The organism is Mycobacterium sp. 852002-53434_SCH5985345, from assembly GCF_001667155.1.
Lineage (GTDB): Bacteria > Actinomycetota > Actinomycetes > Mycobacteriales > Mycobacteriaceae > Mycobacterium.
Genome location: NZ_LZIE01000063.1, coordinates 106,999 through 127,420, shown reverse-complemented (window position 1 = coordinate 127,420; position 20,422 = coordinate 106,999). Strand labels below are relative to the sequence as shown.

At 66.9% G+C, this 20,422-nt stretch carries 20 protein-coding genes and 1 pseudogene; 14 read left to right on the top strand and 7 right to left on the bottom strand.

Annotation, left to right across the window (positions count from 1 at the left end):
• Window positions 1–8 precede the first annotated feature (8 nt).
• From A5756_RS15685 to A5756_RS15670, 4 genes are read left to right on the top strand one after another with little or no spacing between them, the layout of a single operon-like run.
• A complete protein-coding gene (locus A5756_RS15685) occupies window positions 9–881 on the top strand; it encodes an enoyl-CoA hydratase-related protein (protein WP_066953859.1) in 873 nt (290 codons plus the stop codon).
• Between the two features lie 21 nt (window positions 882–902).
• Window positions 903–2,438 carry an acyl-CoA synthetase gene (locus A5756_RS15680; protein ID WP_066953856.1) on the top strand — a complete coding sequence of 512 codons (1,536 nt, stop codon included), beginning with the start codon at window positions 903–905 and terminating at the stop codon, window positions 2,436–2,438.
• A gap of 18 nt (window positions 2,439–2,456) precedes the next feature.
• On the top strand, window positions 2,457–3,854 hold the full coding sequence (locus A5756_RS15675) for an SRPBCC family protein (protein ID WP_066953853.1): 1,398 nt from the start codon (window positions 2,457–2,459) through the stop codon (window positions 3,852–3,854).
• Window positions 3,851–5,548 carry an FAD-binding protein gene (locus tag A5756_RS15670; RefSeq protein WP_066953851.1) on the top strand — a complete coding sequence of 566 codons (1,698 nt, stop codon included), beginning with the start codon at window positions 3,851–3,853 and terminating at the stop codon, window positions 5,546–5,548. The genes A5756_RS15675 and A5756_RS15670 overlap by 4 nt, the downstream gene beginning before the upstream one ends.
• On the opposite strand, the gene A5756_RS15665 is transcribed toward A5756_RS15670, so the two are convergent.
• Window positions 5,545–6,390, bottom strand: coding sequence for an enoyl-CoA hydratase/isomerase family protein (locus tag A5756_RS15665; protein WP_066953848.1), 846 nt, complete (start codon window positions 6,388–6,390; stop codon window positions 5,545–5,547). The genes A5756_RS15670 and A5756_RS15665 overlap by 4 nt on opposite strands.
• Window positions 6,391–6,478: 88 nt before the next feature.
• Entirely contained in the window at window positions 6,479–7,039 is a 561-nt protein-coding gene (locus A5756_RS15660; RefSeq protein ID WP_066953845.1) for a bifunctional 2-polyprenyl-6-hydroxyphenol methylase/3-demethylubiquinol 3-O-methyltransferase UbiG, read from the bottom strand.
• A 177-nt stretch (window positions 7,040–7,216) separates the two neighbouring features.
• Here A5756_RS15660 and A5756_RS15655 point away from each other — a divergent pair, with 177 nt between their 5' ends.
• Complete coding sequence (locus tag A5756_RS15655) at window positions 7,217–7,780, top strand: TetR/AcrR family transcriptional regulator (RefSeq protein WP_197505781.1); 564 nt, start codon at window positions 7,217–7,219, stop codon at window positions 7,778–7,780.
• Between the two features lie 18 nt (window positions 7,781–7,798).
• Here A5756_RS15655 and A5756_RS15650 read toward each other — a convergent pair whose 3' ends face one another.
• Complete coding sequence (locus tag A5756_RS15650; protein WP_066953840.1) at window positions 7,799–9,565, bottom strand: amidohydrolase family protein; 1,767 nt, start codon at window positions 9,563–9,565, stop codon at window positions 7,799–7,801.
• A gap of 155 nt (window positions 9,566–9,720) precedes the next feature.
• Here A5756_RS15650 and A5756_RS15645 point away from each other — a divergent pair, with 155 nt between their 5' ends.
• From A5756_RS15645 to A5756_RS15635, 3 genes are all read left to right on the top strand, one after another.
• Window positions 9,721–10,392 (top strand): TetR/AcrR family transcriptional regulator, encoded by a 672-nt coding sequence (locus A5756_RS15645; RefSeq protein ID WP_066953837.1) that lies wholly within the window; start codon window positions 9,721–9,723, stop codon window positions 10,390–10,392.
• Window positions 10,393–10,435: 43 nt separating this feature from the next.
• Window positions 10,436–10,912: a hypothetical protein gene (locus tag A5756_RS15640; protein ID WP_066953834.1), complete on the top strand. Its 477-nt coding sequence runs from the start codon at window positions 10,436–10,438 to the stop codon at window positions 10,910–10,912.
• Window positions 10,913–11,002: 90 nt separating this feature from the next.
• Window positions 11,003–11,638 carry a cutinase family protein gene (locus tag A5756_RS15635; RefSeq protein WP_369817356.1) on the top strand — a complete coding sequence of 212 codons (636 nt, stop codon included), beginning with the start codon at window positions 11,003–11,005 and terminating at the stop codon, window positions 11,636–11,638.
• A gap of 8 nt (window positions 11,639–11,646) precedes the next feature.
• On the opposite strand, the gene A5756_RS15630 is transcribed toward A5756_RS15635, so the two are convergent.
• From A5756_RS15630 to A5756_RS15620, 3 genes and pseudogenes are all read right to left on the bottom strand, one after another.
• The gene (locus tag A5756_RS15630) at window positions 11,647–12,027 is read right to left on the bottom strand and encodes a DUF5073 family protein (RefSeq protein ID WP_066953831.1); all 381 of its coding nucleotides are present in this window, start codon (window positions 12,025–12,027) and stop codon (window positions 11,647–11,649) included.
• Window positions 12,027–12,813 (bottom strand): annotated as a pseudogene (locus tag A5756_RS15625) (heavy metal-binding domain-containing protein). The gene A5756_RS15630 and the pseudogene A5756_RS15625 overlap by 1 nt, the downstream one beginning before the upstream one ends.
• A gap of 189 nt (window positions 12,814–13,002) precedes the next feature.
• Window positions 13,003–13,896 (bottom strand): SDR family NAD(P)-dependent oxidoreductase, encoded by an 894-nt coding sequence (locus A5756_RS15620; RefSeq protein WP_066953828.1) that lies wholly within the window; start codon window positions 13,894–13,896, stop codon window positions 13,003–13,005.
• A 679-nt stretch (window positions 13,897–14,575) separates the two neighbouring features.
• Between A5756_RS15620 and A5756_RS15615 the strand changes: the two genes are divergently transcribed.
• The 3 genes from A5756_RS15615 (at window position 14,576) to A5756_RS15605 (ending at window position 16,670) form a co-directional block, all read left to right on the top strand.
• Window positions 14,576–15,400 carry a SigB/SigF/SigG family RNA polymerase sigma factor gene (locus tag A5756_RS15615; protein WP_082948205.1) on the top strand — a complete coding sequence of 275 codons (825 nt, stop codon included), beginning with the start codon at window positions 14,576–14,578 and terminating at the stop codon, window positions 15,398–15,400.
• A 118-nt stretch (window positions 15,401–15,518) separates the two neighbouring features.
• Entirely contained in the window at window positions 15,519–16,142 is a 624-nt protein-coding gene (locus tag A5756_RS15610) for a hypothetical protein (protein ID WP_066953826.1), read from the top strand.
• Between the two features lie 33 nt (window positions 16,143–16,175).
• Complete coding sequence (locus A5756_RS15605) at window positions 16,176–16,670, top strand: DUF2231 domain-containing protein (RefSeq protein WP_066953823.1); 495 nt, start codon at window positions 16,176–16,178, stop codon at window positions 16,668–16,670.
• 15 nt (window positions 16,671–16,685) lie between these two features.
• Here A5756_RS15605 and A5756_RS15600 read toward each other — a convergent pair whose 3' ends face one another.
• Window positions 16,686–17,162 carry a nitroreductase family deazaflavin-dependent oxidoreductase gene (locus tag A5756_RS15600; RefSeq protein ID WP_066953820.1) on the bottom strand — a complete coding sequence of 159 codons (477 nt, stop codon included), beginning with the start codon at window positions 17,160–17,162 and terminating at the stop codon, window positions 16,686–16,688.
• 145 nt (window positions 17,163–17,307) lie between these two features.
• Here A5756_RS15600 and A5756_RS15595 point away from each other — a divergent pair, with 145 nt between their 5' ends.
• The 3 genes from A5756_RS15595 to A5756_RS15585 are packed head-to-tail and all read left to right on the top strand — an operon-like array spanning window position 17,308 to window position 20,422.
• A complete protein-coding gene (locus A5756_RS15595) occupies window positions 17,308–17,985 on the top strand; it encodes a TetR family transcriptional regulator (protein WP_066953818.1) in 678 nt (225 codons plus the stop codon).
• Window positions 17,986–18,021: 36 nt separating this feature from the next.
• Window positions 18,022–19,245, top strand: a complete 1,224-nt coding sequence (locus A5756_RS15590; protein WP_066953815.1) for a cytochrome P450 — start codon at window positions 18,022–18,024, stop codon at window positions 19,243–19,245.
• Window positions 19,246–19,255: 10 nt separating this feature from the next.
• Entirely contained in the window at window positions 19,256–20,422 is a 1,167-nt protein-coding gene (locus A5756_RS15585; RefSeq protein ID WP_066953996.1) for an amidohydrolase family protein, read from the top strand.

Below are 20,422 nucleotides of genomic sequence, written 5' to 3'. Positions count from 1 at the left end.
GAGCACGTATGGATCTCAACGAGACTCGCGAGAGAATCATCTACCAGAAAGAGGGGCCCATCGCCCGCGTCATCCTCAACTGGCCGGAGAAGGCGAACGCCCAGGATCAGAAGCTGGCCGAAGAGGTGGATGCCGCGCTGCTGGACGCCGACCGCGACTACGACATCAAGGTGCTCGTCCTCAAGGCCAACGGCAAGGGCTTCTGCTCCGGACACGCCATCGGCAACAACGCCGTCGACTACCCGTCGTTCGTGGAGAACGCCATGGTGACCGGCCACCCCTGGAAGGCGCAGTCGGACCTGTTCGTCAAGCCGACCCTGAATCTGTGGGAGTTCTCCAAGCCCACCATCGCGCAGGTGCACGGCTACTGCGTCGGCGGCGGCACCCATATGGGCCTGACCACCGACATCGTCATCGCCGCCGAGGACGCCTATTTCTCCTACCCGCCGCTGCAGGGCTTCGGGATGCCCTCGGGCGAATGTTCCATCGAGCCCTGGGTCTTCATGAACTGGCGCCGCGCGGCCTACTACCTGTTCACCGCCGAGGTGATCGACGCCAAGAAGGCGCTGGAGGTCGGCCTGGTGAACGAGGTCGTTCCACGTGATCAGCTCGACGACCGTGTCGAGGCCATTGCCCGGCACATCGCCCAGGCTCCGTTGACGACGCTGATGCTCACGAAGGCCAACCTGAAGCGGGCCTGGGAGCTGATGGGCATGCGGGTGCACTGGCAGAGCTCCAATGACCTGGTCGCGCTGGCCTCGATAAGCAAGGACGTCCAGCAGCTGATTCAGACGGTGTTCAAGGACAAGGTGTTGCCGTCCGAGCACGCCCGGCGGCAGGCCGCGGCGGCCGCGTCGACCGACGGCGCCACGGCCACTTAGGGTTCCGCGGGGCTCGCGCAAGTGAACCTTGCCGATCACGCCACGAGGGCCGGACAGGCGCCGGCCCTCATCGTCGCGGGCGGTGACACGATCTCGCACTCCGCGCTGTACGCCCGCAGCCAGCGCGTCGCCGCGGTGCTGCACGGCGCCGGGCTGCGCCCCGGCGACGGCGTGGCCCTGATCTTGCCGAACCGACCCGAGTTCCTCGAAATCACCTGGGCCTGCCAGCTTTCCGGCCTCTATTACACCGCGGTCAACACCCACTTCACCGCGGACGAGGTCGCCTACGTCATCGACGACTCCGATGCGCGGGCGGTCTTCGTCGACGCCACCATGCCCGAACTTGCCGCCCACGTCCGCGCGGCCAACCCGGCCGTCACCGTTCACCTCGCGGTGGGGGGAGCCTTGCCCGGCTGGCGCGCGTACGAGGAGGCGCTGGCGACGGCCGGTGCCGCACCGCCCGCGTCGGACGGGTCGGAGATGCTGTATTCGTCGGGCACCACCGGCAGGCCGAAGGCGGTCCGCCGGCCCCTTCCGACCGACGGCAACGGTTCCTGGGCTCAGGCGGTGCTGGAATTGGCGCTCACCCACAAGTACGGGATGAGCCCGTCGAGCGTGTACCTCTCCCCCGCACCGCTCTACCACGCGGCCGGAGTGAACTACACCATGGCGGTCAACCGCGTCGGCGCCGCGGCGATCCTCATGCGCAAGTTCGACGCCGAGACCGTCCTGCGGTTGATCGAGACGCACCGCGTGACGCATGCCCAGTTCGTGCCCACCATGTTCGTGCGAATGCTCAAGCTGCCCAGGGCGGTTCGGGAAAGGTATGACGTGTCGAGCCTGCGATGTGTGATCCATGCGGCCGCGCCCTGCCCGGTCGACGTCAAACACCACATGATGAAGTGGTTCGGGCCGATCATCCACGAATACTACGGTGGCACCGAGGGATTCGCGGGCACGACCATCGGTCCGGAGGAATGGCTGGCCCATCCCGGTTCGGTGGGCAAACCCATGTCGCCGGTGCACGTCATCGGAGACGGCGGCGTCGAGTTGCCCGCCGGCCACGCCGGTGAGCTCTTCTTCGAAGGCGGGCCCGCCTTTGAATACTTCAAGGACCCCGCCAAGACCGCCTCGGTGTTCAACGACCGGGGCTGGCGCACCCTGGGCGACATGGGGTACGTCGACGACGACGGCTATCTCTACCTCACCGACCGGTCCACATTCATGATCGTTTCCGGCGGGGTGAACATCTACCCCCAGGAAGTCGAGAACCTTCTGATCATGCATCCCAAGCTTGTTGACGCGGCCGTCTTTGGCGTCCCCAACGACGAGTTCGGCGAGGAGGTCAAGGCCGTCGTACAGCCGGTCGACGGTGTCCGGCCGGGGCCCGACCTCGAGGCCGAACTCATCGAGTACTGCCGAGCGCACCTGGCGGGCTACAAGTGCCCGCGCACCGTCGAATTCGTTCCGGAACTGCCCCGGGACCCGAACGGAAAGCTGTACAAGAGACGCATTCGCGAGCGTTACTGGCAGGGGCGGTCAACGCGGATCGTGTAATCGAAGAGGAATGGCGAGATGGCTTCCAAGACAGACTCAGCGACCAGCTCGGTGAGCACGGCCAGGAACTGGACACCGCTACCGGTGCCGTGGGCGGTCCAGTCCGTCGACCGCATTCCCAAGCAGCGCTATTACGACCCCGAGTTCTACGCGCTGGAGGCGGAGGCCTTCTGGCCGCGCGTCTGGCAGATGGCGTGCCGGCTCGAGGAGATTCCCAAGCCCGGCGACTTCGTCGAATACGAGATCCTCGATCAGTCGATCATCGTGGTGCGTGTCGACGCGGACACGGTCCAGGCTTACCACAACGCGTGCCGCCATCGCGGGGTGAAGCTGGTGGAAGGCAGCGGGTCCCGGCGGACTTTCGTTTGCCCCTTCCACGGCTGGTGCTGGGGCATCGACGGGCGCAGCACGTTCGTGTTGCGGCCCGAGGCGTTCGCCGCGGAAAACATGAATCCCCAAGATCTGCAGCTGGTTTCGGTGCGGTGTGAGACCTGGGGCGGATGCGCGTGGATCAACCTCGACGACGGGGCCCCCGCGCTGCGCGACTGCCTGGAGCCCTTCGCGTCGACGTACGACGCCTGGCGGGTGGAATCGCTGCGGGTCGAGTGGTGGCAGTCGTGCCGGTTGCCGGTGAATTGGAAGCTGGCGGCGGCGGCGTTCATGGAGGGCTACCACGTCCCCCAAACCCATCCTCAGCTGCTGCCGTCCGCACAGAACGGTGGCCCCGCCAAATCGGCGGTGCATCCCGTCGTCGCGAGCAGCCTGTACTTCATGCGCACCCTCGGCACCGGCATGGGCGGCATGACGCACGACAACGACATCCGAATCGCCGAGGGGCTGCAGAACATCGAGCTGCCCGCCGATCCCGCGGCGGCGATGAATGCCTGGCGCAGCGCCCTCAACGACGCCGTCGTCAGCTGGCATCGGGCCCGGGGCAGCACCATGCCCGACCTGAACGAGCTGGTCCGCCGCGGGATCACCGATGCGATCGGGTTCTGCTTCCCGCACTACTTCATCCTCCCCACCTACAGCAGCGCGTCGTCGTACCGCATCCGCCCGCTCGGCCCCGAGGACACCCTGTTCGAGATCTGGTCCCTCACCCGGTTTCCCGACGACGTTCCCGCAGGCAGGCCCCAGCCCCCGGCGCCGATGGCGCCCGACGACCCGCGCTGGCCGCCGATCCCCGCGCAAGACTTCTCCAATCTGCCGAGACAGCAGAAAGGGTTGCACTCCAAGGGCTTCGAATACATGCGGCTGTCGGACCAGATCGAGGGCCTGATCTCCAACTTCGAACGCGTCGTCGACGGCTTCCTCGCCGGGCTGCCGCACGAGGCGCTGGTCCCCGCGATCCAGAAGACCAACACCACCATCGACGTACCGGTCGCCGACCTGGCCTTGCGCGCGGAGGCACGATGACCACCCGGTGGGACCGCTCCGTGGACCTGCTCATCGCCGGCAGCGGCGGGGGCGGCATGGTCGCGGCGCTGGCGGCGCTCGACTCCGGCATCGAGCCGCTGGTGATCGAAAAGCAATCCCTGGTCGGAGGTTCCACCGGCCTTTCGGGTGGCATGGTGTGGCTGCCGAACAACCCGCTGATGCGCGCCGACGGCATCCCGGACTCGCACGAGGACGGCCTGGCATATTTCGACGACGTCGTCGGCGACATCGGTCCGGCCTCGTCACCGGCGCGCCGCGAGACGTTCCTCAGCGCGGGATACGAAATGATCAACTTCCTCACCCGCAAGGGTGTTCGGTTTGTGCGGTGCCCCGGCTGGAGCGACTATTACCCGAACCACAAGGGGGGCAACGAAGCCGGTCGCGCCATCGAGTGCGTCCCGTACGATGCCGCCGCGCTGGGCAACTGGCGTGACCGGGTCCAGCCCTCGATGGCCAAGGCTTACGGCGGGTTCGTTCTCAAGACCAACGAGCTGCGTTCGGTGCAGTACTTCAATCGGTCGCCGCGAGCCTTCGCGGTGGCGATGCGAGTGTTCGCGCGCACCAGGGCCGCCCGGCTCCGCCGTCGGGAGATCCTCACCAACGGCGCCTCGCTCATCGGTCAGATGCTCAAGGTGCTGATCGATCTGCGCGGCGAGCCGCCGATCTGGACCGGCGCGGCGATGGAGGACCTGATCGTCGAGGACGGCCGGGTCGTCGGCGCGCGCGTCTCACGTCACGGCGAGGCGCTGAACATCGAGGCGCGCAAGGGCGTCCTGTTGGCGGCGGGCGGCTTCAGCCGTAACGCGGACATGCGCCGCCGCTACAGCGGGGAGCAGCCCAACGAGGGGCTCTGGTCGATCGCGAACGCCGGCGACACCGGCGAGGTGTTGCAGACCGCGATCCGGCTGGGCGCCAAGACCGACCTGATGGACGAGGCCTGGTGGCTGCCCTCGGTTTTCATCGCCGACGGAGGTGACGCCGCGAAGGCGCTGGGCAGCGGGCGGCAGCGTCCCGGCGCCATCTACGTCGACGGAACCGGCCGGCGATTCTGCAACGAGTCCAACTCGTACGTCGAAGTCGGCAAGGCGATGTACGCGAACAAGGCGGTGCCGTGCTGGATGGTCTTCGACGAGGGTTACATCAGCCGGTACGTTTCGGGGGCCAACCCGTTCAAGAAGCGTCGCCTGCCCGAAGAACTCATCGCGCGGGGCGCGGTGATGCGGGGCGAGACCGTCGGCGAGCTGGCGCGCCAGATGGGCGTACCGGCCGACGCGTTGGAGCAGACGATCAAGCGCTTCAACGGCTTTGCGGCCAAGGGCCTTGACCCGGACTTCGGGCGCGGTCAGTCGGCGTACAACGACTGTCTGGGTGATCCCGGGCATCGCCCGAACGCCGCCCTCGGCCCGCTCGAGCGGTCACCGTTCTACGCCACCAAAGTCGTTCCGGCCGACGTCGGAACGTGCGGCGGGGTGATTACGAACGAGCACGCCCAGGTGCTCGACGAGGACGACCGCGTGATCGACGGACTGTACGCGACGGGAAACATCACCGCGACTGTCATGGGCCGCAATTATCTGGGCGCGGGCGGAAGCATCGCCTACACAATGGTGTTCGGCTATGTCGCCGCCCGGCACGCCGGCGGCCGGGGTGTCGCCGGCGATCCAAGGCGCTAGGTCCCGGCATCCTTTTCGTCGCGGCCGACGAAATCGCGTGGCTTCATACCCGATTGCTTCAGCTCGGCCCGCCGCGCCTGGACGTCGGAGGCGGCGCCGACCATGTTCGTCAGGATGTGGCTGACTTGCAGGTGCACCCGCATGCCCATCAGTTCCCACGCGCGCTTCACGTTGTTCTTCACCGCCATCAGGGTGGTCAACGGGATTTGGGCGATCTTGCGCGCCATCTGCTCGACCACTTCGTCGAGGTCTTCGCGCGGCACCACCTTGTTGAGCAGGCCCCAGTCGAGGGCTTCCTGCGCGGAGAGCGTCGGAGCCAGCAGCAGCCAGTCCATGGTGCGATGCCAGTTCATCAGCAACCACGGTTCGATCATGGTGTGCCCGCCGGGCTCGCCAAGGCTTTGGGCAAGCGGCATTTGGAAATACGCGTCCTCCGACGCGACGCAGAAGTCGGTCAGCAGACCGAGATAGATTCCGCCGCCCATGCAGTAGCCGTGAATCGCGGAGATGGTCGGCTTCGGAAACTCCCACAGGTACAGCGTCGGCCACAGGAACAGGTCGGCCGTGCCCTTGTACAGATCCTCGAACGTCTCGCCGAAGTCGGGATACGGGTTTTCGTCGGGGCCCCAGCGGGCCACATGTCCGCCACAGAAACCCTTTCCGTTGGCCTTGAGGATGACGACCTTGATCTCCTTGTCGCGGTCGGCCTCATGCAGGCATTCGTCGACTTCGGTCACCAGGACCGCGTCCTTGGTGTTGGCCTTGTCGACCCGGTTCAGGATGATCCGCGCAATCGGCGGCTCGCGCTCATAGATGACCGCTTCGAGAACGCGCCGCTCCATTTGCGTGACATTACCCGGCCGGCAGCCGAAATGGCACCGCCAAACGCCATTTCGGCGTGCCGCGATTCGTGCGGAAAACTCTTGCTACTCAGCGAGCTTCGCGCCGTGCGCGCGCCAGCAGCCAAGCGTAGCCCTCGGCTTCACCGGCGGCCAACAGGTCGAGATCGGCAAACGCCGCGGGAAGCTCACCGGCGACCGCCCGAAACGGTCCCGCGGCGGCCCCCACTTCGCTCAGCACAGCGATCGCCAGCACGCCGCCGGGCGCCAGGCGTTCGACGATCGCCCGGTCGAGGCGGCGGTCCCGGAATCTATGGCACAGGATGACGTCGACGGACGGCCCGGCCGGCAGGCCGTCATCGAGGTCGGCGACGTCGAAGCGGCACCGGCCGCTCACGCCGGCGCGCTGGGCCAGCTCGCGCGCCTGGCCGACCGCCACCGGGGATACGTCCACGCCCACCACCTCAAGCCCGCGCATCGCGAGCCACACCGCGCCGGCTCCGGGTCCGCAAGCGAGATCGAGAGCCCTTCCCGCAGTAGGCACTACATCTACATGGGGTACCAAGAAGTCGGGTGGTCCCACCGCGTTCACTGACGGCGGTGTTCTCGTCGCGTACCGCTCGTCCCAGCGCTGCCGGTCCGCCTCGGCCATAGCCGCCACTCTAGAGGCACCCGCTGTTCTGGACAGCTGTCTGTAAATCTCGGCCGACGGATACCGGACCGCCCTTCGGCGGCTGACGCAAAACAACAGCGCGGGGCGCGGATCGGTCCCTGGACACGACCCGGACGGAAGTTGTTCGCGCTCTCGCCGCCTTCCTACACTGGACGGGTGTCTAAAGATGCGGCTCGCCGGTCCGATCGCCGGCCCGGCCAGACGATCCGCAAGGTCCTGGATGCCGGGCTGGACGAGCTGCGCGCGTCGTCGTACGCCAACCTGACGATGCGTTCGGTGGCGAGTCGCGCCGGAGTGTCGCCCGCCAGCGCCTACACCTACTTTCCGTCGAAAAGCGCGCTGGTCGCGGCGGTGTACCTGCGCTTTCTCCGCGAGCTGCCGCTGTATACCGATGTCAACGACACGACGAAGACGCGCGTCAGCGCGACGCTGCGCGACATGGCCGTCGTGGTCGCCGACGAGCCCGAACTGACCGCCGCGTGCGGCGCGGCCCTAATGGCCGACGATCCGGCGGTGAAGCCGATTCGGGAGCAGATCGGCCACGAGGTGGCCACCCGTATCGGCGCCGCACTGGGGCCGGGCTGGCCCCGCGCCGTGAAATCGACGCTGCAGATGACGTTCTCCGGCGCTCTGATGACCGCCCGGTTCGTCAGCTTCGACGAGATTGCGGGACAACTCGACGAGGCCGTCAACCTGATTCTGGGTGCATCCGTGGCATAAACCGCTGCGCGGCAACGATTAAGCGACCGGCGTCAAGCTCCTGGACGACTCGCCCGCCCGCAGGAAGCGGCCGAACTTCCGCTTGCCCAGCGCCGGTGCGGCCTCGCCGGCACCGAACGCGAACTGTCCCGCCACCAACACGGCGCTGACCGTGTCGTCGTTGCGGTTGACCATCCGGGTCAAGCCGCCGTAGGACTGCACCGGATGCTCGGCGTAACGATCCAGCGAACCGTCGAGCTTGTCCGGGTTGATCACGACGATGTCGGCGCGATCCCCTTCGCGCAGGGTGCCCGCGTCGATTCCGTACCAGGACCCGAGCTCGCCGGTGAGCCGGTGCACGGCACGCTCGATCGACATGAACGGGGAGCCGTGCTTATCCGCCTCGTGCACGTGCCGCAGCAGCCGCAGTCCGGAGTTGTAGAAGGCCATGTTGCGCAGGTGTGCGCCGGCGTCCGAGAAACCCATCTGGACGGTTCCGCTCTGCGCCAGCTTCCTGAGCACCTGGGGACGATGATTGGAGATAGTGGTCCGCCAGCGCAGGTTTTCGCCGTGCTCCACCACCAAGTCGAGGAATGCGTCGACCGGATGCAGCCCGCCGCGGTCCAGGCCCACCTGGCCGAACGACTTGCCGATCACCGACGCGTCCGGGCAGGCGACGATCTCGGCGTCGAAGAAGTCGCGGTGCCACACCCGTGGCCCGAACCTCTTGTCGTAGTCCTCGCGGAACCAGCGGCGGTAGTCCTCGTCGCGCATGAGCTGATTGCGCTCGATCTCACCCTGCAGGTGCAGCGCCGCCGCACCGGCGCCGAACTCCTCGAAAACCACCAGCGAGATGCCGTCGGCGTAGACCTCGAACGGGACGGGCAGATGCTGCCAACGAAAGTCGCCGCCCAGGGCGTTCACCACCCGGGCAAGGGAGTCCATGAGGTGGATCACCGGCGGTATGGCCTTGATGTCGGCCGCCGAGAGCAGGCTGGTCTTCAACCGGGGCCGGCCGAATCCCAGCGACGTCGCCAGCTGTGACACCACCGATAGCGGGTTCTTGATGTCCGGCCCCGACTGCAGAATCTTGTTGCGCCGCCGCAAGATAGCGTTCAACCGGCGCAGTTCGCGGGACTTCGCGTAGGTCGACGGCAGGGTGCGCGACCGGCAGACCTCGCCGTCGAGTTTGTCGAACAGCAGTTGTTGCGACGACATCCCGACGAAGCCTTCGTCGAGCGCCTCGTTCAGCATCGACTCCATCCGCGCCAACTCGGCTGCCGATGGCCGGACGTCCCTGCGGGTTGCCCGGTCCAGGCCCATCGTCGCGGCGCGCATGTCGGAGTGGCCCATGAAGGCCGCGACGTTCGGACCCAAGTTCCGCCGCTCGAGTTCGGCGACATACTCCGCCGGATTGGTCCACGAGCGGGCCGCATCCAGGTGCTCGATGACATAGCGCCGCGGAATCGCTTCGACCCGGCCGAAGATGTCACCCGCGTCGACGTTGTCCAGATACACCGTGGACAGCGAACACGATCCCAGCATCACGGTCGTCACGCCGTGCCTCAGCGATTCGGAAAGCTCGGGCTCACAGAGTATTTCGACGTCGTAGTGAGTGTGGATGTCGATTATTCCGGGGATCACCCACTGGCCCGTCGCGTCGATTACGTCGGCGCCCGCCGTGTCGAGCGGTTCGGGCGTGATGGTGACGACCCGGCCGTCGCGCACCCCGATGTTTCTGCGCCCCGACGGCGCGCCCGTCCCGTCGAACCAACGGCCGTTGGTGATCACGGTGTCGTAGTGCAAAGGTCGGCCTTCCTGCCGCGCGGCACCCCCATGGTTCGCAATGAGCATACATAACGACGGAAGTGTCCGGTCGTGTTAACCAGCCACGATCGCCTGCTCCCAGCCGCTATGATCCGGCTGTGGGGATCACCGACTACGGGTTTGCCGCTCGATAGATGCGCAGTCACGGTTGGGCAGGGAACACGCCCGCCTCCGACGAGGAGGCGATCGAGCGCATCCTGGATGCCGCCGACAAGATCATCGACGAACGCGGGTCGGCGCTGCGGATCGCCGACGTGGCGCGGGCGCTCGGGGTCACCCGGCAGACCGTGTATCGGTACTTCCCCGGGACGCAGGCGCTGTTGGTGGCCTCGGCGATGCGATCGGCCGACGGGTTCCTGGATCGGATGGCGGCACACCTCGAGGGGGTCACCGATCCCGTCGTGGCGATGACCGAAGGAATGGCGTACGCCATCGAAGAGCTGGCGTCGGACAACCAGGTCGAATTCGTGCTCAGCCAACGCCATCGCGGCGGGCAGAAGGTCTCCATCATCTCGGACACCGCCCTGGCGTTCGGCCGGTCGATGCTGCATCGCTACGACATCGATTGGGAGCGTTACGGTTTCGACGAATCCGGCCTCGACGAATTGAACGAATTCAGCCTGCGGGTGCTGCATTCGTTCCTCGCCGACCCGGGGCGGGCGCCGCGCAGCGGTGCCGATCTGCGGCGCTATCTCACGCGTTGGCTGGGACCGGCGATCGCCTACCCGCAGCTGGTGCGCGCGATGGATGCGCTGCAAAGCCCGGAGCCGCCGCGAACACGACGCCGCCCTTTCAAGGCATCCTGACCCCGTCATCGAGCGACGTTGACGACGACCGGAAGGAGCGGGCATGACGGGTCTCGGACAGATCGCTCTGAATAGTGCGCCGGTGTTCGGTGGCGCGATGCTGGCCGTCGCGGCCGGCCAATTCCGGGGCCCGGACTATCGGGGGCTGATCGCGCAGGACATGGACTTGCTCGAGCGGCTGCCGCCGGAGGCCGCCACGCGGCGCGCCGAATTGCAGCGCACCATCGACGCCCGCATCGACGACCTGATCGAGACCGCCGACCGGGGCCGGGCCCTGCGCAAGGCGGCGTTGTCCTACCGGGGCAACTGGCGGGACGTGGTGCTCCTGGTCTGCGCGGTGCTGTTCACCATCATCTGGTGGGACGTCGACCACAGCCGGGGCAACTGGTTGCCCATGTTCGTCCTGCTGATCCTGCTGACCATCGTGACCGCCGCCTACGCGTTTCGCGGCGTGCTGCGCTCCGCCGGCTCGTTGGTGCACAGACGATCCCACGCGCCCGGGGCCGACTCGCCGCGGTAGCCCGGCCCGGGGGCCGCCGCCGCATAACGCGCGCACTTTGTCACCCTGTGACAAAATCACGCTGTGAAGGCGCTTCGTCTCGGCAGTTTGATTTGTGCTGTGCTGGCACCCTTTTGGGGGTTCCCGGTCGCCCCCGTCGCGGCCGCCGAGCCGTGTCCCGATGTCGAGGTGGTGTTCGCCCGGGGTACCAACGAGCCGCCCGGCGTCGGCCGGATCGGGCAGAGCTTCGTCGACAGCCTGCGCCCGCGCGTCGGCGGCAGGTCCCTGGGCGTGTATCCCGTCGACTACCCGGCGACCACGGACTTCCCCAGGGCAGTGGACGGTATCAGCGACGCGGGCGCGCACGTCGAACACATGGCGGTCTCCTGCCCGCGAACGAGGATGGTGCTGGGCGGATACTCCCAGGGCGCGGCCGTGATTGGCTTCGTCACCGAAAGCGCGGTACCGGACGGGGTGCACCTGGTGCAGGCGCTGCAGCCGATGCCGGCCGAGGTCTCCAACCACGTGTCGGCGGTCGCGCTGTTCGGAAAGCCGTCGAGCCAGTTCATGAACATCATCAACGAGCCGCCCGTGACGATCGGCCCTTCGTACGCGGCCAAGACCATCGAATTATGCGTGCCCGGCGACCCGATCTGCTCGGACGCGGGAAACCCCGTCGCGCACCGGCAGTACGTCGAGGCGGGCATGGTCGACCAGGCGGCCGATTTCGCCGCCGGTCGCGTCTGAACCGGCTTTCAGCGCGGTCCGGCCCCGGCCTCGAGGACCTCGAGGGCCGCATCGATGTTGGGGATGATCGTCGGGCCGTAGCTGGTCACCAGCTGCCCGAGGGCACGAGCGATGTGCGGTCCGACGGCGCCGGCGGCGAGGACCTCTTCGGCCAGGACGATGCCGTTCACCAGGTGGGCGGCGCTCAGGCGGCCGTCGGGAGTGACTTCATAACGCCAATGGCCGATCTGCACCCGCTCCGGCTGCGACCGGAAGAAACCGCGGCGCGCCGGAGCGAAAATCACCCCCGGAACGCCCGAGAAGACTCTCAGGACCAGCCCGACTCCCCCGGGACCGGACAAGGCCGTTCCGATGGACTCGCCGACCCGCTCGTAATCGAGGCTCGTCATCAATCGCTCATGGGCAGGACGAACGACGGCGTCAGCGTCTGCGCCTCACCGCCGCGGCGGACCGCGGTACCCGCGACATAGAACTCCACGGTGTGATGCCCCCAGGCGTAGTTGGAAATGGCGAAGTGCACCCCGACGACGCCGGTTCCGCCGTCGCGCTCGGCCTCACTCTGCATGCGCGACATCGCCAGCTCGCGCGCCTGGTAGCTCCCCTGCGTCCACTGGGGCATCTCGGCGTTGCGTCCAACCTGGCCGAGCGTGCGCAGGAACCCTTGCACGGCGATGTGGAAATACGCAGTTGCCCATCACGAACGCCACCGGGACAAATCCCGATCGCAGGAGGGTGGTCAGATCCTGCCCGGACAGGTGACTGGTGAACGCCTGCCCGTTGGGGCGGCGATAGGCCCCGGGCTTCTCCGTGTATCGCACCGCGGTGCCGACCGCGATGAACTCCAGATGCTCGCCCTCGCCCTGATGACGCCATTCGAGGCGGACGCCGACCACGCCGTCCGCGCCCAGCGAATCGGCCTCCGCCTGCATCCGCGACATCGCGTTCCAGCGCGCCCGGTAGGTCGCGTCGGTGAGCACGGGCAGTTCGGATTGTTGCCGGATCCCGGTGAACTGATAACCGACGTGGTAGACCGAGACACCCATCACGAGTTCGATCGGCTCGAACCCGGCCCCGTGCAGCAAGGCGAATTCGTTGATCGACAGATCGGAGGTGAACACTTTGCCTGCGTGCGACAGCCGTTCGCTGGCAACTGGGTCGAGCGGGTTCGGTTGCATTGTCAAAACACCCTCCTGCGGTTCGCAGGACAGCCTAGGCCGCCGGACCGCCTCGCACACCCGCAACGTGCGTCTTTCCGGTGCACCGGCGGCAAAATCAGGGTGCCCGGGGGCGCCGGGCCCGGCCATCGCGGGCACCGCCGCGGCGTCGATGAGATCGATTTGCTGTTGCCCGGCGGTTCGGGGCGCTCAGTGCGCGGCTCGCGCGGCGCCGATCATCGTGTGCAGCTCCTCGACCGACCAGGGTCCGGCGTCGTGGTGGTCGCGGTAGCCCAGGACCCGCGGTGTCGGCCGGTCGAAGCTACCGACGAATCCGCCTGCCGCGACGAAGATCTGACCCGTCACGGCCCGCGCCAGGTCGCTTGCGAGATACGCGTAGAGCGGAGCCACGAATGCGGGCGGCGCGCTGTCGAGCGAGGCCTGCATGGTCGTTTCGTCCAGCAGGCCGCGCCGGTGCAGGTCCTCGATGTGCTTCTCGTACTCGGCGCCGGTGGACAGACGTGTCCGGGCACCCGGGCACACCACGTTGGCTCGCACGCCGTGGCCCTTCAGTTCGGCGGCGATGGCCAGGGTCAGGGAGTTCACGGCGCCCTTGCCCGCGGGATAGCCGGTGCCGCCGTAGTCGCCCAGAAATGCGACCGAACTGGTATTGACGATGGCGCCGTGCCCCTGGGCGGCCATGACGCGAGCCCCCGCCCGGCACGTGTGGAACACGGTGCCGAGGTGCGCGCTGATCAGGCGGTCGAAGTCGCCCGACGAAATGTTCAGGATCGAAGAGCCGGGTGGCTCCGCGATCCCCGCGCAGTTGATTAGGGCATCAAGCCGTCCGTACCTGCGCACGCAGTCGTCGATCAGGACGCCGGCGATGCGCTCGTCGTCCGCGGGTCCGACCACCGCACCGGCGCGCCCGCCGGACGCCGTGACCGCGGCGACGGTCTCCTCGACCGGGCCCGCGTCGCGCCCGTTGACGATCACGCCGGCGCCCAGGCCGCAGAGCAGCTCGACGACGGCCCGCCCAATCCCACGGCTGCCACCGACCACCGCCACGCCGCGCCCGTCCAGCAGGCGCCCACCGACATTCATCGCCGTGACTGTCGTAATGCATTGTGCGCGAACAGCTCTCGGTCAGAGCCGAGGGTGAGTCGCGGGAGATCGGTCTCGAACATTAGGCGAACAGTACCCAGCCGGGACAGAAATGAGAACCGCGGTCGACACCTTTCGACACGCGCGGAACGTGAGCAGCGCGGGCGCCTCCGGTTGATCCTCGAAATGCCGCTCCGCTTTGCCGACGGTCGCCGGTTCGAACCGGAAAAACCTGGACGGTCCAGTTCCGCCAGCTGAAAGCGCCGGCATGGGCAAGCGCCAGGAGGTTTGCTGCAATGCGGTTGGTTTATTCGGTGGAAACGGGTGGGACATGAGCCGGGACCCGGTTGGGGTAAGCGATCGCGGGCGCACGCAATGGGGCGTATAGTCGTAAACGAAGTCCGTTCTGGATGTGTCGCCGTTTAGCTCAAAGCGGCCAGTCAGCCGTATGGCTACTGAGCTCGACATGGCTCCGGCGACAAACACCTGAGTCATCTCCCGTCGGTAACCCCGCGCGTTCGATAAGTGACCCATCCTGCGGATACAGGTGCGGTGAGGCGACGTGCGCATAGCTGCCAGCCTCGCTACACACGACTCAGAGGAGTGAGTCAGTAATGCAGAAATGTTTGTGCACCAAAGCTTTCAGGATCAGCCGCGCCGAGAATGGGCGCGTGCGCCTATGACCAGTGTGATCGCCCCCGCCCGACCTGCTTCCGCCCCTTCGGCCCCGAGCCGTGACAGAAAAGCCGACGATTCGTACGACGACGTGGTCGAAATGTTCGTGCTGCTGCGCCAGATGCCGGCTGAGTCGCACGACTACCGTCGCCAGCGCGAACGGATCGTGACCCGCTGTTTGCCCCTGGCCGACCATGTGGCCAGCCACTTCGCGCGCCGCGGCGAGGGTCTCGATGACCTCATCCAGGTGGCACGACTGGGGCTGATGAACGCCATAAACAGGTTTGATCCCGATAAAGGGCCCAGCTTCATCGGCTTCGCGGTTCCGACCATGATGGGCGAGGTTCGCCGTTACTTCCGCGACTACAGCTGGGGCATGCGGGTACCGCGGAGACTGCGGGAATTGCACGTGCAGATCAGCAGGACGACCGGCGATCTGGCCCAGAAGCTGGGGCGCGCGCCCACCGCGGGCGAGCTGTCGCAAGCGCTGGAAGTCTCCCGCGAGGAAATAGTGGAATGCCTGGTGGCGGGCGACGCCTACCGCCTGGATTCCCTGGACGCGCCGGTGGGCACCGATAGCTCGGGCACGCCGCGACTGGTCGCGGACGCGGTCGGCGGCATCGACCCGCAGATCGAACACATCACCAACCGGGAAGCGCTGCGCGTCCTGGTGTCCGCACTCCCCGAGCGTGAACGCGAGGTCTTGCGCATGCGATTCTTCGAATCGATGACGCAGAGCCAGATCGCCGAGTGCATCGGGGTCTCGCAGATGCAGGTGTCCCGCATTCTGGCCAGCACCCTGCGCGGCCTACGCGACCAACTGGATTAGCCCCTTCATCTCTCCCAGGGCCTTCGGTGCCACGGTGGCGCCGCGCCGCAATGTACTGTGCGATTCGGGAACGAACTCGACGGTGGCGCCGGAGGCAGCCTGGAAGGGAGCTCGAGCTATGAGGACTTCACGGACGGTGGCCGCGGGCGTCGCGGTGGCGACGGCGCTTGCGGTGGCGGTAGCGGGGTGCGGCAAGAATCCGACGTCGTCAACGCCGTCGAAGTCGGGGTCGTCCAGCTCGGCCACCAGTGCGCACAGCTCGGCACCGACGTCGTCGGCCGCCGCTCAGCCGAGCGAGTACACCGGACTGTTGATCCAGGCGAGCGACATCAACGCGCCGATACCGTTCACCGCCACCCCACCGACCTCCAACCCGAATGGCCAGCCGGGCGTCGCGACGACGTTCAAGGACGAGGACGGCAGCCACGTCATCAAGGACACCATCCAGGTGTTCGCGGACCCCGGCGCCGCCACCGACGCGTTGAACACGGCCAAGGGCGCTCAGGGTGACGTGATCAAGACCCCGACGACGCAAGCTGCCAACGTCGGAACCGGCGGAACAACGTTGTTGGGCAATAATCCGGACAAGAGCAAGGGCGTGACGATTCTGCTGTTCACCGAGGGCAGAGCCTTCGTCACGCTGCAGTTCGACGGCCCGCCCGACACCCTGGCCCCCGCGGATTTCGTCAACGACGTGGGCCAGAAACAAGATGCGGCCATCAAGAAGGGGCTCGGCGGCTGAGCGCGAACTGACCGCCCACCACAAAGGAGCCCGATGACCATCATCAACGGCATGCCAGCCCATGCCCTGCTGCTGCACTTCGTGGTCGTGCTGGTACCGCTGACCGCCCTGCTCGAGATCGTGTGCGTGATTTGGCCGACGGCGCGGCGGGGCCCACTGTTGTGGCTCGCGGTGATATCGGCTGCCGCCACCATGGTGTTGACGCCGATCACGGTAAACGCCGGGGAATGGCTTTACGACCTGAGGGCTAAACCCACCGCCATCCTGCAGAAGCACGCCGCGCTGGGCGCGACGATGACCTACTTCTCCGCCGCACTGCTCGCGGCCGCGCTGGTGCTGGTGGCGATGCGGCTGATCGAACGCCGCTCAGACAAGCGCCGCGTGGTCGTGCGCGCGACCATCGCGATACTGGTGCTCGCCGTCGCCATCGCATCGACGGTCCAGATCTACCGCGTGGGTGATGCTGGGGCCCAATCGGTTTGGGGTGGCGAAATCACCCGGCTGGAACAATCCCACCACCCTGGTTAACGGTCGTCACGTCGCCTATGCAATGGGCGTAAGCAGAAACAGGCGGAACTGGCGCCCGCCCGCGCGATCTTGGGCGAGTTGATAGTTCGGCCAGTGCGCCAGCACCTCGGACCACGCCTTTTCGCGCTCCTCGCCGGTGAGCAACCGCACCGTCGCGGCGAAGCGCTGTCCGCGCCTGCGAACGGTAACTCGCTGCGTGGCTTTCAGATTCGCCGACCACGACGGGTGGCGGTCCCGGCCCCAGTTGGAACCGACCAGCAACAACCCATTCTCGACGGGCACGTACTGCACCGTCGCCGTGCGGGCGAGGCCCGTTTTGCGACCCGACGTCGTGATCCGCACGTTCGGCAGGCCGGCGAGGTCCAGCACGCCGAGCCGCCCACCGGTCGCGAACCGCAACAGCGCCTCAACAGCTTCCGCGACCGGCCGGCCATTGAGGACGAACCGGCGGTAGGCCACCGGATTGCCGGCCAACCGCTGGAGCGGATTCATACGGTGACTGTATTCCCGTGCGGGCCGGCTTGGGCGTCGCAACGATGAAATCGCCTTGACGGGGCGGGATTCCAATGCCGACGCGCAGCACACCGCCGCGGCCGCCACGCCGTTAAATAAACTACTTGATTTAATCGGGCACGCGGTGTTCACTGAGGCGATGACCGCCGAGCGGATCGCCCGTTCCGACAGGTCGACAGGCACCCGGGAGGCGATCCTGTCGGCCGCGGAAGTGCTGTTCGCCGAACGTGGCATGTACGCCGTATCGAACCGGCAGATCAGCGAGGCGGCCGGGCAGGGCAACAACGCCGCGGCGTGCTACCACTTCGGGACGAGGACCGACCTGCTCCGAGCGATCGAGAGCAAGCATCGGGAGCCGATCGAGGAATTGCGGGCGCAGATGCTGACCGCCATCGACGATTCGACCGACCTGCGCGACTGGGTGGGCGCGTTGGTGCGGCCCCTCACCGATCACCTGCACGCGCTCGGGGTGCCCAGCTGGTACGCGCGCTTCGCTGCCCAAGCGATGGCCGACCCCACCTACCGCCACGTCGTCACCAAAGACGCGCTCACGTCACCACTGCTGGTGCAGACCATCGACGGCATCAACCACTGCCTCCCCGACCTGCCCAAGCGGGTGCGTTCGGAACGCATGGTCATGGTGCGCAACCTGCTCATGCATACCTGCGCCGAGCACGAAGGCGCCCTGGCCGAACACGGGCCACGTTCGCGTTCGGCCTGGCCGGTCGCCGGCGAAGGCCTGATCGACGCCATCGTCGGCCTGTGGCGCGCACCGGTCCACGTGGGCGCGGCAGCCGGCTAGTCGACCGAAAACCAAACCAGGCCAGCAAGGAGAACGATGACCGACGTCTCGATCGCCACGGATATTCCGGAGTTCCCGATGTCGCGCGCGCCGGGTTGCCCGTTCGCCCCGCCGCCAAAGGTGTTGGAGCTCAACACCGACAAGCAGCTGAGCCGGGTGCGGATCTGGGACGACAGCACACCGTGGTTGATCCACGGCTATGAGGCGATCCGGGCGTTGTTCACCGATTCACGCGCCAGCGTCGACGACCGACTGCCCGGCTATCCGCATTGGAATGCGGGCATGCTCGCGACGGTGCACAAGCGTCCGCGATCGGTTTTCACCTCCGACGCCGAAGAACACACCCGATTCCGCCGGATGCTGTCAAAACCCTTCACGTTCAAGCGGGTTGAGGCGCTGCGGCCCGCGGTGCAGCAGATCACCGACGATCACATCGACGCATTGCTGGCCGGCCCCAAGCCGGGCGACATCGTCAGCACCTTGGCGCTGCCCGTCCCGTCGCTGGTCATCAGCCAATTGCTGGGCGTGCCATACGAAGACGCCGACTTCTTCCAGGCCCAGGCCCAGCGGGGCATGGGCCGTTACGCCACCGAGGAGGACACGGCGCAGGGCGCCGCGTCGTTGGCAAAGTACCTGGCGAACTTGGTGCGGGCCAAAATGCAAGACCCGTCGGAGGATTTGGTGTCCGACCTGGCCGAGCGGGTCAACGCCGAAGAGCTCAGCGTGCGCGAGGCCGCGCAGTTGGCCACCGGCGTGCTCATCGCCGGCCACGAGACCACCGCCAACATGATCAGCCTGAGCGTCGCGGCACTGCTCGACCACCCCGACCAGCTGGCGCTGATGCGCGATACCGACGACCCGAAGGTGATCGCCGTCGCGGTCGAGGAATTGATGCGCTACCTCAGCATCATTCAGACCGGGCAGCGCCGCATCGCCGTCGAGGACATCGAGGTGGGCGGCGAGACGATCCGGGCCGGCGAGGGCATCATCCTCGACGTGGCGCCGGCGAACTGGGATGCCCGGCAATTCCCCGACCCGGACCGGCTCGACCTGCGCCGGGAGGACGGCGCGCACGTCGGGTTCGGCTACGGCCGGCACCAGTGCGTCGGGCAGCAGCTGGCCCGGATGGAACTGCAGATCGTCTTGCCCACCTTGCTACGCCGCGTCCCGACACTGCGGCTCGCGGGGCCCGTGGAAGAGCTGCCGTTCAAACACGACGCGCTGGCCTATGGCCTCTACGAGCTGCCAGTGACATGGTGAGTGGACGATGATGTCATCGCAAACTCGCGCCCTGTACCCGGAGGGCGTGATCGGCGCGCCCAAGCACCGGCGGGGTCACGCCGCCGGCGTCAGCACGGGCCTGCCCCCCGGTACTGAGGTGTTTTCCGCCGACAACCACATTTCGGTGGCCGACGACATCTTCTACGACCACTTCCCCGACGACCTGAAGGATTACGCGCCGCGAATCTGGTACGAGGACGGCGCCTACCTGCTCGGCCGGCCGGGGCAGTCGATGGTGGTCGGCGATTTCAGCGCGGTGCTGATGCAGTACGACGACCTGGCCGGGGCGGTCAGCAGCAACATCGACGCCCGCGTGCGCGAGCTCGCCGAGGACGGCGTCGATAAAGAACTGGTGTTTCCCAACGCGGTGTTGGCACTGTTCCACTATCCCGACAAGGACCTTCGGGAGCGCATCTTCCGCATCTACAACGAACACATCGCCGCCTTCCAGGAGCGCTCCGATGGCCACTGCTACGGTGTCGGTCTGATCAACTGGTGGGATCCGCGCGGAGCCCGGCGCACGCTGAACGAGCTGAAATCGCTGGGGCTCAAGACGTTTCTGATGCCGATAAGCCCCGGCATCGACGACAACGGCCACGCCATCGACTTCTCCGGTGCCGCGATGAGTGCGGTGTGGGACGAAATCGAGGACGCCGGGCTGCCGGTAGCCCACCACATCGGCGAGAGCCAGCCGAAGGTTCCGAGCGAGGTCAACAGCGTCGCGGTGGCCATGATGGTCAACATCGACTCGTTCCGGGAGATGTTCTCCAAGTACGTCTTCGGCGGCATCCTCGACCGCCATCCGCGGCTGCGGGTCGGCTGGTTCGAGGGCGGTATCGCCTGGGTCCCACCGGCTTTGCAGGACGCCGAGCACGTGCTGGCCTCGTACCGGCACATGCTCGCACACCAACCCGAACACGACGTCCGTTACTACTGGGACACCCACATGTGCGCCTCGTTCATGGTGGACGGCCTTGGGCTCGCCCAGATCGACGAGATCGGCATCGACAAGGTGATGTGGTCGTCCGACTACCCGCACAACGAAAGCACTTACGGATATTCGGAGCGGTCCCTGGCCGCGGTGGTCGATGCCGTCGGTCCCGAGGACGCCGTCCGCGTCGTCAGCGGAAACATCAGAAACTTCCTGGGTATCTGA